Source organism: Pseudoalteromonas sp. S327, assembly GCF_005886415.1.
Classification (GTDB): domain Bacteria; phylum Pseudomonadota; class Gammaproteobacteria; order Enterobacterales; family Alteromonadaceae; genus Pseudoalteromonas; species Pseudoalteromonas atlantica.
On sequence record NZ_PNDP01000076.1, the window covers coordinates 16,679 to 30,658 of the forward strand.

Annotated in this window: 12 protein-coding genes; 7 read left to right on the forward strand and 5 right to left on the reverse strand. The window is 39.3% G+C overall.

The features are described from left to right. Positions 1-8 precede the first annotated feature (8 nt). The 3 genes from CWB60_RS19145 to CWB60_RS19155 all read right to left on the reverse strand — a co-directional run bounded on the left by CWB60_RS19145 (position 9) and on the right by CWB60_RS19155 (position 3,504). A complete protein-coding gene (locus CWB60_RS19145; RefSeq protein ID WP_138577605.1) occupies positions 9-2,069 on the reverse strand; it encodes a TonB-dependent receptor in 2,061 nt (686 codons plus the stop codon). Positions 2,070-2,143: 74 nt separating this feature from the next. Next, positions 2,144-2,800: a YoaK family protein gene (locus CWB60_RS19150; protein WP_024031659.1), complete on the reverse strand. Its 657-nt coding sequence runs from the start codon at positions 2,798-2,800 to the stop codon at positions 2,144-2,146. Positions 2,801-2,811: 11 nt separating this feature from the next. Next, complete coding sequence (locus tag CWB60_RS19155; protein WP_138577603.1) at positions 2,812-3,504, reverse strand: substrate-binding periplasmic protein; 693 nt, start codon at positions 3,502-3,504, stop codon at positions 2,812-2,814. A 118-nt stretch (positions 3,505-3,622) separates the two neighbouring features. On the opposite strand from CWB60_RS19155, the gene CWB60_RS19160 reads away from it, so the two are divergent. The 6 genes from CWB60_RS19160 (at position 3,623) to CWB60_RS19185 (ending at position 9,644) form a co-directional block, all read left to right on the forward strand. After that, positions 3,623-3,871, forward strand: coding sequence for a TIGR03643 family protein (locus tag CWB60_RS19160; RefSeq protein ID WP_054983514.1), 249 nt, complete (start codon positions 3,623-3,625; stop codon positions 3,869-3,871). Positions 3,872-3,947: 76 nt separating this feature from the next. Next, positions 3,948-4,310 carry a hypothetical protein gene (locus tag CWB60_RS19165; protein WP_138577601.1) on the forward strand — a complete coding sequence of 121 codons (363 nt, stop codon included), beginning with the start codon at positions 3,948-3,950 and terminating at the stop codon, positions 4,308-4,310. A gap of 23 nt (positions 4,311-4,333) precedes the next feature. Then, complete coding sequence (locus tag CWB60_RS19170; RefSeq protein ID WP_096042199.1) at positions 4,334-5,413, forward strand: endonuclease/exonuclease/phosphatase family protein; 1,080 nt, start codon at positions 4,334-4,336, stop codon at positions 5,411-5,413. A 492-nt stretch (positions 5,414-5,905) separates the two neighbouring features. Then, positions 5,906-7,177 (forward strand): hypothetical protein, encoded by a 1,272-nt coding sequence (locus CWB60_RS19175; RefSeq protein WP_138577599.1) that lies wholly within the window; start codon positions 5,906-5,908, stop codon positions 7,175-7,177. A gap of 2 nt (positions 7,178-7,179) precedes the next feature. Next, positions 7,180-7,701, forward strand: a complete 522-nt coding sequence (locus CWB60_RS19180; RefSeq protein ID WP_138577597.1) for a hypothetical protein — start codon at positions 7,180-7,182, stop codon at positions 7,699-7,701. Continuing rightward, the gene (locus CWB60_RS19185; RefSeq protein WP_138577595.1) at positions 7,689-9,644 is read left to right on the forward strand and encodes a hypothetical protein; all 1,956 of its coding nucleotides are present in this window, start codon (positions 7,689-7,691) and stop codon (positions 9,642-9,644) included. The genes CWB60_RS19180 and CWB60_RS19185 overlap by 13 nt, the downstream gene beginning before the upstream one ends. A 603-nt stretch (positions 9,645-10,247) precedes the next feature. Here CWB60_RS19185 and CWB60_RS19190 read toward each other — a convergent pair. Beyond that, a complete protein-coding gene (locus CWB60_RS19190; RefSeq protein ID WP_004588502.1) occupies positions 10,248-11,624 on the reverse strand; it encodes an NAD-dependent succinate-semialdehyde dehydrogenase in 1,377 nt (458 codons plus the stop codon). A 182-nt stretch (positions 11,625-11,806) separates the two neighbouring features. Then, positions 11,807-12,325 carry an NUDIX hydrolase gene (locus CWB60_RS19195; protein WP_126006098.1) on the reverse strand — a complete coding sequence of 173 codons (519 nt, stop codon included), beginning with the start codon at positions 12,323-12,325 and terminating at the stop codon, positions 11,807-11,809. A gap of 238 nt (positions 12,326-12,563) precedes the next feature. Here CWB60_RS19195 and CWB60_RS19200 point away from each other — a divergent pair, with 238 nt between their 5' ends. After that, positions 12,564-13,904, forward strand: a complete 1,341-nt coding sequence (locus tag CWB60_RS19200) for a sigma-54-dependent transcriptional regulator (RefSeq protein ID WP_024031667.1) — start codon at positions 12,564-12,566, stop codon at positions 13,902-13,904. Positions 13,905-13,980: the final 76 nt, after the last annotated feature.

Here is a 13,980-nt window from a genome sequence, read left to right on the forward strand (position 1 = left end):
ACATGGTTTTACCACGTGTACGTAGCCGAAAGCATGGCGTTACGCGGTTTACCAGGGAAGTACCTATCGCCAGTAAAGCTGGTGTAATCAGCACGCTCTGCATAAGCTTCGTCGGTAAGGTTAATTATACGTGCAAGCACTTCTAAATTATTGGTAACTTGCCACTTTGCACGCAAGCTTAAAATATCATGCCCCTCGTAGCTAAGTAGGTTTTCTGGGTCGGTATAGTAACTACTTACGCTATGCCATTGCAGTGCAAGCGCTAGGTTATTAAAGGCTTGCCAAGTTAAATCAAGGTTAGCCACATTGCGTGGCGCGGTGTCTACGTTGTTACCGTTTATATTTAGCCCATTAATTAACTGATTATTGGTATACGTGTGCTTTGCATGTGTACCTGCAAATTGTAAGTTAAGCGTTTTGCTTAATGCATAATCTACTTCAAGCTCAATACCTCTGTGACGTGAACTGCCATCGTTAACGTTAAAAAAGTCGCTATCGCGATAAATAGTATTGTGTTTGCTCATAGCATACACAGCCAATGCGTAACTTACATTGCTGTAATATCCTTTTAAGCCAAGCTCGGCATTATTGGCTATTTCGGGGTTTAAATCGGCGGTGGTTTGTTCGCGTTGTAATTGGTAAAGCTCTGCCGCTTGCGGCGCTCGGTAGCCACGCGAAAAGTTAGCGTATAGCGTATTATTTTTGTTGGCCTTGTAGCTCACGCCAAATTTAGGTGAGGTATTGCTAAAGCTATTTTTACCACTGGCTGGGCGACTATAACGGCAACCGCCAAAACCACATTCTGTGCCGTCTTCTGTTGTGCGCCCTGTGAGCATATTATTAGTGTAATCGTACTGCATATGCTCATACCTGAGGCCGGCGCTAATAAACCATTTATTTAATTGCCACTCAACTGATGCAAACGGCGCATATAGAGTTGCGTTTACGTCGTAATCGTAGTGTTTGCCTTGCGGTACTGTGGCTACTAAAAATGCAGAGCCTTGAGTTGGCTCGTTTTGGCTTTGAGTAAAATCGCTGCGAGTGTATTCGCCATCAAGCCCTAGGTTTACTTTTACATTACTTTGCAAGTTATGTTGATAAAGCGATTGCACACCTATGCCTGTTTGACTGTTGGTTTCAAGCGGGGTGCCAGGTAAAAAATGCTTAAAAAAGTCCATGCTTTGGTCGCGCACATAAGGCGTAATAGAAAGCACATTGCCGTTTTTTAATTGCCACTGGGCGTTGCTCCACGCTCTAAATGAGCGGGCTTTTCTAAATGCATCGGGGTCAAAGTTTTGCTGTGCTATGTCTTCGTTTTTATAGCTTTCAAAACCCGTAATAAAGCCCGCAGTGTGCTGATCTAAATTTGTGTATGTAAGGCCAGAGGTAAGCAATAGGTTTGAGCGCTCAAAGCGATGACGAATATTTATTTTTTGCTGTTTAACGCTTTCATCATCACGGTAACCGGTATCGTCGGTAATACTTGCGTTTATGCCAATACCACTGTTGCCGTAGTCTTGCCCAGCGCGAAGCTTATAACGGGCATACCCGTATGAGCCATAATCAAGCCCGACTAATCCACCGCCTTGGGTTGTATCAGGGGTTATTACGTTAATTACACCGTGTACGGAGTTTGAGCCATACAGTGCAGAGCCCGGCCCTTTTAATAGTTCAATACGCTGCGCCATTTCGCTATGCGCTTCAAATAGCTCGTTAATATTACAAAAGCCTGCAGCACGCAGTGCAATGCCATCTTCAAGGGTTAGTATGCCGCCACAGGCTGCCGCGCCCGAGAGCACCGGCGAGCGAAGAGCCGGTAGGTATTCTTGCCCATTTCCGCGCTGTACGTTAGCACCTGCAATACGTTGTAACGACTCTTCAACATGAGTAGGCGCAATGCTATTTAACTGCGCTTCAGATAAGGTACTAATAGTAAGCGGATAGGGGGTAGCCAGTGCTTCTGTACGTGATGCGGTGGTTGTTATGGTTTCTATTGCATCATCGTTTTTATTATCAGCAAGTGCAACGTGGCTGAGTGGTAATAACAGCGGCAAAATATAAGGTTTCATACATTCCTTTAAGGTGAGTAACGCTTTATTAACGCCATGGTAAGGTGTTTTAAACAGTTTTTAAACCGCTTGCGTTAAAGTGCGCGTATTCTATATACCCGATAAGTTAGCGATAATATAAAGCAAGCCGCAGCGGGCACGGTTAAAGCAAGTAGGGCTAAGTGCTCATAAAGCATAAACCCGCACACTCCACCTAATAAAAAGCCGGCAATAATAAGTATAAATATTACGCCTTTGCGGGTATCAAAGGGTTCACCTTTTAGCGCCTTGCCTATCATTAAACCTAGGTCGGTAAAAATACCGGTTAAATGAGTGGTGCGCACTACTGCGCCGCTGTAGTTAGTGGCAAGGGCATTTTGTAAACCACAGGCGGCAGAGGCAAGCGTAATGCCATAAACATGGGCGCGGCTGAGTAAATAGGTGCTTAAAAGCAGTAATAGGCCTTCAATAAATAATAGGGTGTCGTAATGGCGCCCCAGCTTTAACGAGCCGCCGGTAAGTAAAAAACCAGAAAGGGCAGAGCCAAGCATAAAGCTTAAAATTATACTCATTAGTAGTAACGCAGCAGAGGTACTGCTCATTAGTTTTATACCAAGTAAAGTAACACTACCGGAAAGGTGAGAAATAGCCTGATGCTCAAACCCTAATAACCCTACAGCATTCACAATGCCAGCAATAAAAGCGAGCGCAAACGCGCCGTACTCCACCCATTTTGGTAATTTAGTTAACATTGCCTACCTTATTAATGCACACCGAATTGCGCTTTATAGCGTTTTATTTGCTCATCAACGATTGCGGTGTTGACCACGCCATGCTTAAAAGCAATATAAACAGGTAGGGCATAGCCTTCAAGCTGCTTAGCATGTATGTTTTTATAGCCTTTTGAGTACCATAAGCCGGCTTGATAATTAGTAATTGCGTAGTCAACACGCTGTTTATTAAGCAAATCAAATGTGGCTTTAGTGGAGAGTGAATGCATAAAGTTGCTTTGTTTAATATTGTATTCTTTTGCCAGTACATTGGGTAATTTAACGCCTCTTAGCATAGCAATGCGTGAATTTGATAAGTCATTATTAAGGTTTGCTTTTTCTGTGCTAAATAAACCAAATTGGGTGGTGTGTAGTGGCTCAGTGGTAAATTCTAAATATTGCGCACGCTCGGTATTATTTGCCAACGCAAAGTAACAATCGTAGTAACCTAACGTCATTTCTTTTTTAATACGAGCCCACGGTAAATGCACCAGCTCAATGGTTACTTTTAAATTACGCTCTATAAAAGTTAAATAGTCTATGTCTATCCCTGTAAAGGTATGTGTTTTATCGTCATAAATTGTAAAAGGCGGGTAATGGGTAGTTGCACAGCGCAGCGTTTTATTAGGCGCTGCTAATAATAGCGAAGAAAAACTAAAAGCTAAAAGCAGCAATAATGTGCGCATAAATGTAAATCCGATTTTTTCTTATGTTAGTGTGTTTATTATACAGCGATATTCGGTTTTGAGGTGATGATCTATGTATTTTTTCTTCTCGTATAAGTTTAAATTTTAAGAGATAACCATGTTTAACGCAGAGCAGCAATCGCGAATTATAGAAATGGCGTGGGAAGACAGAACCCCCTTTGAGGCTATAGAGCAGTTATACGGGCTTAATTATTCACAGCTGGTCGTGTTTATGCGAGAGCATATTTCAAAGGGTAGTTTTAAAGTGTGGCGCAAACGCCACGCAGGGCGTAAAACCAAGCATTTAAAACTGCGAGACCCAGCCATAATGCGCAGCCATTGCAAAACACAGTACAAGCCGAGATAAATAGCTGCTTGCAGTTTCATATGATGTTCAGGCGTGTTTGATAATCTTTAGCTATTAACATTATTAGAGATTATTTATGAAAGCGTTTTTATATACGGTTTTTTTAGCGGGTGCCTTGGTTAGCGTTCATGCACAGGCAAAGCCCGACAAAGGCAAACACGGCCATAAAAATGGCCACCATAAACATCAGCAGCACAACTATAAAAGCAGTAAGAAACTATCTAAAAAGCAGCAAAAAAAGTTAGTGCGTGCTGGGTGGACGCCACCAGGGTTAAGTAAGCGTTACCATAGAGGCGATTACCTAGACCGCAATGTATATAAACAAGGCCGCGTTATTGAACGTTCTAGAGATAATGGTACAGTAAGTATAAAAATAGACAGTACAGTTATACACATGGTGCACGATACCCGAGAAATACTTTCAATTTTAACTCGTTAAGTACAATTTATAAGGATATTTAAATGCTCATTGCACTGGCTATAATCATTGGCTTTTTTTTATTAGTGACCTTGTTACCTATGTCGTACAGTCAGCACTACTTAGTGCGCAGCTGCGACTTCGTTCGACTACAGGTATTTTATATAGCCAGCGCTGTTGCAATTATATCGTTTTATTTACTGTGGCAAAGCGGCAATAGCGGGTATTTGTATACTGCTTTGACCGCATTACTAACCATGGCATTACAAGGTAAGTGGATATTTCCTTACACTTGGCTTGCTAAAAAAGAAGTTAAAACGGCCTCAGTGAGCGAAGATCACAGTGTTAGAATCATGTCGGCTAATGTGCTTATGTCAAACCACAATAGTGAGCAACTAATCTCACTGGTTGATAAACACCAGCCCGACTTATTAATTACCCTTGAAAGCGACAGCTGGTGGGAAAATAAATTAGCTGTTCTTAAAAAAAACTACCCCTATTATATTGAATGCCCTAAAGACAACCGCTACGGCATGCATTTATACAGTAAATTTAAAATTCTTGATGCGCAAATATGTGAGCTCATTGAAGATGATATTCCTTCAATTCATATCCTGTTCGAAAACAATGAAGGCCTTGAAATGCAAGGGCACTTTATACACCCCGCGCCACCAAGTCCCACTGAAGAAGACTCATCGCGCCCACGCGACTCAGAGCTAATAATGGTCGCTAAAGCACTTAAAAAGCCAACACGCCCGACCATTGTAGCCGGTGATTTAAACGATGTGGCATGGTCGCGTAGCACCCGTTTGTTTATGCAAATAAGTGGTTTTTTAGACCCACGTAAAGGCCGTGGCTTTTATAACACCTTTCACGCAAGTTACTTTTTTATGCGCTGGCCGCTCGATCATTTATTTCACAGCCAAGGCTTTAAAGTAAAGCGCATTAAGCGCCTTGCAAAATATGGCTCTGATCATTTTGCACTACTTACCGAGCTGGTGTATGAAAACGCCAAGCAGCATTCATTAGAAGATAAATCAGACGAGCTTAAGCAAGAAGAGATACAAGAGCTTGCTATGAGCAAAGCCGATAAGCGAAAAGTGCCAAGGTTTGAGAAGAGCTAGCTATTAGCTTGTGTAGGTCGGATAAGCGAAGCGCCATCCGACACAGTACAATACCTTGCCAATCATAATTAATATTTTATGTGCCGAATGTCTCAGGATGTGAAGCTACCTTTCAGGTTTAACTCATTTCTGCCCCGAAACATTAAGTCTGTTGTTCAGCATTGCATGTGTTGCCTTCTCTTTCTTTGTTTTTGCAAATGGCATCACAACTGAATGGCTACGCAGAACGTGCGATTATGAAAGAAATTATGGTAATGTAATTAGGCACATGGAGCTTTGGAAACGCGCTGAATTGGAGTAGCGGTGCCGATAAGATGTTGATGCAATAAAGTAAGTTTCGAAGTTGAATTGGGTAATAACTGCGCTGTATAAAGGTACAACACAAGAACTTTTCTGTTGGTTTTTTAGGTTTAATCCTTATAATTCAATATCTAATAATAACTACAGTCTTCTTATATATGGACTACACTACTTGTGGTGGTTTGGAATAACATGCCTAAAGATACTATTTATCGCGGAGCTTCAGATAAAACCAAAGGCTTTCGACTTCAAAAGATCCGTGCAATCAAGCTGATGATTGAAGAAATCATTAAGAACGATAGGCAACTATTTTACACAGCGATTGAAATTACAGAAGATGTTGACCATACCATAGTTAATGAGTCGCATAATGAATCCAGAGTTGAAGAACTTAAAGCATACGACAATAGTGCCTTTACACTCCAAAGTGAAGCTGTTAAGAATACTTTAGTTAGCTTTTTCGATATCTACTTTAAGAACTGGCAGTCCAGTGATAACGTAAAACTAGGGTTTTATACGACAGCAACAATAGGTAAAGAAAAAAAGAAGGTCTTGTTCAACGGCACTAACTTAGCACCTCCGGCTCAACCAATTTTGAAAATTTTTAGTGACGGAGGCCCGCTAGACCAATCAACATTCGAATACTTTAAAGCTACCATTCTCGAAGAATATCGTAGTCAATACTTCAAAACTCCTAATCCAAAGTCGGCAAACTACGCTCAAGAACTGGCTAGACAACAAAATAAATTAGATAACTCCTATTTCCCTATACTCAAAAATTTAACGCTAGAAGAGGCAAATAATTTTCTCGACAAAATATATTGGCATTTCGATGATGAAGATAATGATGCTCTCAAGGCAAGTGTACTGCAACTAATCAAAACCTGCCCCTTATCAAATCTTAGTAATGAGGATAAAGAAGAGACTATTTTTTGCGAACTTATGGAACTATTAGATGAGAGGCAGAATGATAATGTGTTTTCTAATAAGTTTATCACCGGTTCTGACGTAAAAATGGTATTCAAAAACGCAGAGAGCAGTATTTCCGTTGAACTATTAGATCCTTCATGGGAGAGGTACCATGAAGAATCTCAAAGAATCACAGATAAAAGAAACCTGGGGGATAAACTCATGTCTGTCTGCCCTGATTTCTCTAAGCAACTTCACGGGATATACTCGCGAGAGGCATGCACAGTAAAAATTGATACAAACAGTGGGAAATCATTCTTAGCTCTGAAGTATAGAGTTTTCTTAGCTTGTGCAGAGTATTTAGCACTCAATGCACAGAGCACCTATACGCAAGATGAAATTATTACAGCCATAGGAAATATGCTCGAGAAGTCAACTGCTACAATCGAGGCACTAAAAAATGACTTTACTTATAGGGTGTCAAATGAGGTCATTATTAAAAGTATAATCTACGATCTGTTTGATGAGTGTTTTATTGCTCTGAACGAGGTATAACGATGTGTGATATAAAAAAAAGGCTTATGTTCAGCTCTAGTGATGATCCCTACTATATGTGCTTTTGGATATTAATAACACTAGATCGATTAGGAAAAAGAAATGGCAGCTATTTCAATGATAGTCGGAAGCTATTATTCATAATCTTGCTATTAAGTGACACTAAAACTTTTGACTCAATTATAAAATCAACAGAGTTTAATGCTTCTAAACAAGAAAAAGAAATACTATATGAATCATATAAAGATGGGGTAACTCAAATAACTAGATTTAATTCTCTTTTGATTACACTAGAAAAAAGGGGCTTAATCACGTTAAGGAAAAGTAAAAGCCTAGACACTTTAGATCTTACTTTAAACAAGGATGTAATTCCTAAAGAGTTTTTTAGTAAAAAAGAGTTTGGCAATGAATATGAAAAGATAAAAAAGTTAAAATCATCTGTTGAGCGAATAACAGCCCTTTCCTTAGATACGTTTATTGAAAGAGTTTATAAAAATAATGGTGTTAAAACATGGCATGTTTGAGAATAAATAAAATAAACTACTATGGAGACAAATATTATTTCGAATCAGAAGTATTCGATACTAATATAGTGCTCATAGAGGCTGACAATGGAACAGGAAAAACAACACTAAATAGTCTTATTTATTACTGTTTGGGAGGAAAAGTAACTCACTTTGATAGTAAGTCAGATGAACCTCACGAACAAATAGCATATGATAAAAATAATTATGCTGAATTATTTATCTCTATAAATAGTAAAAATTACTTACTACGTCGTCAAATCCAAAAAAATGAGATACTCGTAGCTGAGTACTTAGATGATGATGGTGTACCTTTTTTTAGTCCGGAAGTGGTTGCTGACACAACCCAAATATACAGAATTTTTAGAGCTCCCAATAGTAACGATAATATTTTCTCTGATTGGATACTTGATGAGCTGGGCATCGACGTTGTTAGTTTAGGCCAAGGTAATAGTACTTTTAAATTCAATTTTTCTGATTTACTAAGGCTGATTTATCACAATCAGTTACCTGACCCAAGCGGTATCTATAAGCCTTTAGACAACAAAACGAACTTTTTTACTGATTCTGAATTGATCAGAAAGGCTATTTTTGAGCTTTTACTTGGTAATCAGTTCTCAGAGCTTTATACAGGAATAACAAAAGAGAGAGAGGCTGATAAAGAATATCAAGTTGCTAAGAATGTATCTGAAGAGTACAGAAAACTCGTAGATAATTTAAATGAGCTATCGGGAAATAATGATATTTTAAATGTAGATGCCATTAGAGGTGAACTGAATGAAAAGGAGTCTCGTTTAAGTAAACTACTCTCAAAAAGAGAGCTGATAACAAAACAATCGTTACCTGAACCCTTACAGACTACTCAAATCGATATATTAAAAAATGAAATCTCGTTATTAGAGCAAGATATCATTGAAATGAAACGCTCAGAATATATTATTTTAAAAGAGATCGTTGATTTAAAAGAACTAATAAAACAAAGAGATCAAGATATAAAGAATATCGAGAAAATAATCCACACACATAATAACCTCTCTCTATTTAACTCTAAGACTTGTCCATATTGCTTAGAAGAAGTGGAAATAGATGAAAATCACTGTATTTGTGGGAATCCCGTTGATGAAATGAGGTTTGAGAGATTCACATATACATCAAATGAATATATAGATATTCTCAAATCCCGCGTTAAATCTAGAGAAACTATTGTTGTGGCTTACGAGGCATGTATTTTCGAGTTGAACGAACTAAAGCAAAAAATCAGGTGCTTCGCAGAAAAAGCGCATGGAATGAAAAACCTCCTTAATGAAAAAATAGAATCTTCAGGGCAGATTTCGCCCTCATCAAATCTAGAAGAAGTAGATTCTTTCATTTTTGAGTTGAAAGATGATATTTCAAAACTAAACCAAAGACTTACTATGGAGGAGAAACTCCTAGAGCTTATCAAAAAATCTGACGAACTTAAGGTGAGATTTGACAACGCTGCATCTCATAGAAAGCTACACGAATCAAAAGCTGAGCTTGATATGCAAGAGAAACTAAAACAGTTTAACAGTTTATACAACGAGCTCATGACTGAATCTTTGGACGAGTGTAGAACAGCAAAAATTAGCTCGGAAAACTATATGCCAATCATTAATGGGGGGACTTACAAGGAGGCTAGTTCAAAAGTCTCTATAAGATTAATGTACTATTTAACTTTTTTAAAAATGTCATTGAGTGACCCTTCAATAACATTCCCTAGATTCTTACTCGTTGACACACCGGAGACAGCCGGAATCGAAGAAGATAACCTATTGGCATGTTTAGAAAAATTCAAAGGACTAAAGGGTTCGTATCAGATAATACTATCAACAGGTCTAGGAAAATATCCGAAGGAATTCCTAAAATATAGAAAGCTCTATCTACCAGATAAGAAAGCAAAGCTGCTTAAACTACGTGGATAGTTCAAATCAAACCACAATGACAGCCAAAAAACTGGAAGATGGTAATAAAAAACCTTGATTATGTGAGTGCTATCCGCAGTGAAATATATCTAGAGAAGTATTCCTTTTTCTTTATATTAATTAATCTGTACTAATGCCCAAACTATTTCAAGGAGCACGTTTCAGCTAGAATGACTTGGCTGGTGGCAAGCCACTACTTTGAATGCATAGTCTCTGTGCGTTAAAAAGCAGTAGTGCTACCGGTCAAACGATGGTATTTTTTATTTAGGGTAGTAAATGTAATCTTACAGATAGAAATCGTCTTAAGTTTGTAACAATGGTCTGTCCAAAAACGAGTTTACTGACCGTTTGCTCACCACTCTTACCTGCCTAGCTAAGCCAGGTTGTCTAAATTCTATGCTCAGTATTAGTCAATTGACAGCTTTGTTTTTAATTTCTCTCACAGTGTTTACGGTTTTAAATACACTTGTTGTATAGATCTATTCGTGCGTAAAACCATGCAGATTCGTCCATAAAAAAGCCTAAAAGTGATTGCTCACCTTTAGGCTTAATAATATTTTTTAAAACACGTATAAATATTCTTTTAATACGTGTATAGCTAGATTAGCTATTGATCATAATACATTTGATATTCACAAATTCGCGCATACCAAAGCCGCCGTGCTCTCGGCCGTAACCACTTTCTTTAACACCACCAAACGGTAGGTTTGGTTGGGCAAGGCCGTAACCGTTAATGTTGATCATACCGGTATCAAAGTGCTTTTTAGCCAGTTCAATGGCTTTTTTCTCATCTTTAGAGAAAATACCACCGCCTAAACCATAGCGAGAGTCGTTGGCGATGCGCATTGCATCGTCGTTGTCTTTTGCTTTAATGAGCGAGGCTACAGGGCCAAATAATTCGTCATCGTATGCTGGCATGCCCGGCGATAAATTATCAAGAATAGTCGGTGGGTAGTAGTAACCTGTTTGCGATGGCACTTCACCGCCTGTGACTACATTTGCACCGGCTTCAACAGATTGCATTACTTGGTCGTGAATTTTATCACGTAAATCTTCACGTGCCATTGGGCCTAGATCGGTATCTTCGGCCATTGGGTCGCCCATTTTTAATGCTTCAAATTGCGCTTTAATTTTTTCTTTAAAATCATCATATAGTGATTCTACAACCACAAAGCGTTTTGCCGATACACAGGTTTCGCCGTTGTTGATCATGCGCCCTGTAACACAGGTTTCAACAGCAAGGTCTAAATCTGCATCATCAAGTACTAAGTAGGCATCGTTACTACCAAGCTCAAGCACTGTTTTTTTAACGTATTTACCTGCTTCTTCAGCTACTTTTTTACCGGTAGCGTCACTGCCTGTAAATGTTACGCCGCTGATTGCTTTGTGTGAAATAAGCGCGCTGGCAGTTTTGCCATCAATAAGTAAGTTGCTAAAGCAATATTCAGGGAAGCCCGCTTGTTTAAACAGGGTATCGATTTTCTCTGCCATACCAAATACATTACCGGCATGTTTAAGTACGGTGGTGTTACCGGCCATAATGTTAGCTGCACTGTAACGAATTACTTGGTAAAGCGGGAAGTTCCAAGGCTGAATACCTAATAAAACGCCCGTTGGTTGGTAGCTAACAATAGCACGGCCGCCATCCATATCGCGCTCTTCATCGCCAAGTACTTGTGGGCCGTTTTCGGCTGTATAACGACAAATACCTGCGCACAGTTCAATTTCTTGAAAACCTTGCTCGTACACTTTACCCATTTCTTCGGTCATTAGCTTAGCAATGGCTTCTTTTTGCTCTTCGAATAAAGAGGCTAGTTTATTTAAATACTTAGCACGCTCGGTAAATGAGGTTTGGCGCCATTTTAAATATGTTTCGTGAGATTTTTCGACTACTTGCTCAGCTTCCTCTTGAGAAAGCAGCGTGTAGGTATCAATGGTTTGTTCAGTTGCGGGGTTGATTGTTTTAACTGTGTTACTCATTTTTATCTCCTTACAAATTAGTTATCAGTAAGGGTGCAAACACAAAGCCAGTTTGTTTTATAAAGTAAAATAGGGTTTAAGTTATTGAATAGTGGTCGCTTTAAATTTAATTATGGGATGTAAATAAAAAGCGAGTGATGAGCAAGCAGTAAAAAATACTGCTTTATGCAAATTTTACAGCCTTAGTTAAACAGTTGCTGTGCTATTTGTTTAAGTAGGTAAGTTTCTCGAATGATAGACAGCCCTTGTTTTTTGCTAAGGCTCATTGTGCGCTCGTTGTGTGCAATGGCGTCGTATATATTGACCCATTTAGGCGTCATACCATTTTGTTGCTCGTAATGTTCAAGCTGTGCTTTGCCAAGCTCTTTGTCTGTATCGCATAAATAGCAATACGACTGTATGTGTATAATATCAAAGTCGTCTTTGTACCAAGGGCGGTACTCTTCGTATAACCCAAAGGGTTTAATAACCTGTATATTTTGCGCGCCAGTTTCTTCGCTAAGCTCTCTTATTAACCCTTGCTCTAGGGTTTCACCTTCATCTACACCGCCGCCGGGTAAACTGTAGTCTTCGTAGCGATTGGTATACATTAATAAAATGTGTGCATCTTTAATCACAATGGCGCGGCCTGTGCGGCGGGTAAATTGAGTGCCTTGGTTTAAATTTATGCCAGGGTGGACCATTGTTTTTAATAATTGCATTTTGTCTCCTTTTTAAAAGCAAAATTATATCAGCTGGTATACTTAGGCGAGTAGTAAAAATAATTCTAATTATTTTTAAAAATTATGATCGGTATGGCTTAAGTTTACGTACATACTGGGTTGTTAAAATTAAACGTTAAAAGACTCAATAGTTTAATCATTTTTAAGAGATTCTAGTAGCCCCTTTTATTTGCAAAATAGGGTGCGTAGAATAAGAAGAAAAGCATAGGGATTTATCATGTTAAACATACTTTTAGTCGATGATGACGTTGAATTTAGTGACGTTGTTTGCCACATTGTCGAATTCCTCGGGCACAACATTTGTACTGCAACTAGCTTAAAAGAAGCACATCAATGGTTTGAAAATAATACCTTTGATCACGTATTACTCGATTTTATGCTGCCAGATGGCAGTGGTCTTCATTTACTCGATCATTTAAAAATGATTGGGCAGTCTCCAAAAGTGACGCTTATTTCTGGCCACCCTTCAGTAAAAGGGATTTTGGCAGACATGTGTGAGCAAGATGTTGGGCATTTATTAAAGCCGCTGCAACGCGAAGACCTAGAGCTGGTATTAAACGGCCCTAAAAAAACAGCTAAAAAAGCTAAAGTTCCGGCTATTACTCGCCATTTTAATAGCTTAATTGGTGAATCAGAGCCAATGCAAAAGCTTTACACCATGATAGAGCGCGTAGCAAAAACCAATGCTAACGTGATGCTAATGGGGGAAAGCGGTGCAGGTAAAGAAGTGGTCGCCCAAGCAATTCATAACGCTAGCCAATGCGAAGGCCCTTTAGTGGCGAGCAACTGTGGTGCTTTGTCTAAAGAATTAATAGGTAGTGAGTTATTTGGCCATGAAAAAGGGGCTTTTACAGGTGCAATTGCCCGTAAAGAAGGGGTGTTTGAGCAAGCAGACGGCGGTACGTTATTTTTAGATGAAGTAACCGAAATGCCTATAGATATGCAGCCAAACTTACTGCGTGTGCTTGAGACTAAAAAAGTAACACGTGTAGGCGGCAATCGTGAATTGCCTATAAACTGCCGCGTTATTTCTGCGACTAACCGTTCGCTGACCGACTTAGCGCAAAATAATATTATTCGTGAAGATATTTACTTTAGGCTTGCGGTTTTTCCCATTGATATACCTGCGCTGCGAGAGCGAAAAGAAGATATTCCACTGCTTGCGAAAGCCTTTTTAGAGCAACTTAACGATGAAAATGGCACTTCGTTTTATTGGCACAACGAGCAGCTAAAAGAACTACAGCAATACGAATGGCCAGGCAATGTGCGTGAACTTCGCCACGCTATCCATCGCGCCTTTATTATGAGCGACCCACAATCGAGCGAAATTACACTTCCGGATAACTTAGAGTCGCCGTTTTCGCGTGTAAATACGCAAGTGGCCGACAACCATGTTTCGGCAGGGCAAACCATTGAAGAAGTCGAAAAAGAGTTAATCCACGCCACGCTAGATAAGGTGCAAGGTAATAAAACGCTAGCTGCGCAAATGCTAGGGATCAGTACAAAAACATTGTATAACCGATTAAACGCATACGGCGGAATTGGAGAATATAAATAACCTGAACTCTGAATAATAAACCTATCTCTAGCAGCTATTTTCAACGTTAACTGCGTTAAATTTGCTTGCAATAGGC

What these genes read in the sequence shown, in the direction of transcription:
- CWB60_RS19145 (WP_138577605.1), bottom strand. Translation starts at nt 2,069, where the DNA reads ATGAAACCTTATATTTTGCCGCTGTTATTACCACTCAGCCACGTTGCA.
- CWB60_RS19150 (WP_024031659.1), bottom strand. Translation starts at nt 2,800, where the DNA reads ATGTTAACTAAATTACCAAAATGGGTGGAGTACGGCGCGTTTGCGCTC.
- CWB60_RS19155 (WP_138577603.1), bottom strand. Translation starts at nt 3,504, where the DNA reads ATGCGCACATTATTGCTGCTTTTAGCTTTTAGTTTTTCTTCGCTATTA.
- CWB60_RS19160 (WP_054983514.1), top strand. Translation starts at nt 3,623, where the DNA reads ATGTTTAACGCAGAGCAGCAATCGCGAATTATAGAAATGGCGTGGGAA.
- CWB60_RS19165 (WP_138577601.1), top strand. Translation starts at nt 3,948, where the DNA reads ATGAAAGCGTTTTTATATACGGTTTTTTTAGCGGGTGCCTTGGTTAGC.
- CWB60_RS19170 (WP_096042199.1), top strand. Translation starts at nt 4,334, where the DNA reads ATGCTCATTGCACTGGCTATAATCATTGGCTTTTTTTTATTAGTGACC.
- CWB60_RS19175 (WP_138577599.1), top strand. Translation starts at nt 5,906, where the DNA reads ATGCCTAAAGATACTATTTATCGCGGAGCTTCAGATAAAACCAAAGGC.
- CWB60_RS19180 (WP_138577597.1), top strand. Translation starts at nt 7,180, where the DNA reads ATGTGTGATATAAAAAAAAGGCTTATGTTCAGCTCTAGTGATGATCCC.
- CWB60_RS19185 (WP_138577595.1), top strand. Translation starts at nt 7,689, where the DNA reads ATGGCATGTTTGAGAATAAATAAAATAAACTACTATGGAGACAAATAT.
- CWB60_RS19190 (WP_004588502.1), bottom strand. Translation starts at nt 11,624, where the DNA reads ATGAGTAACACAGTTAAAACAATCAACCCCGCAACTGAACAAACCATT.
- CWB60_RS19195 (WP_126006098.1), bottom strand. Translation starts at nt 12,325, where the DNA reads ATGCAATTATTAAAAACAATGGTCCACCCTGGCATAAATTTAAACCAA.
- CWB60_RS19200 (WP_024031667.1), top strand. Translation starts at nt 12,564, where the DNA reads ATGTTAAACATACTTTTAGTCGATGATGACGTTGAATTTAGTGACGTT.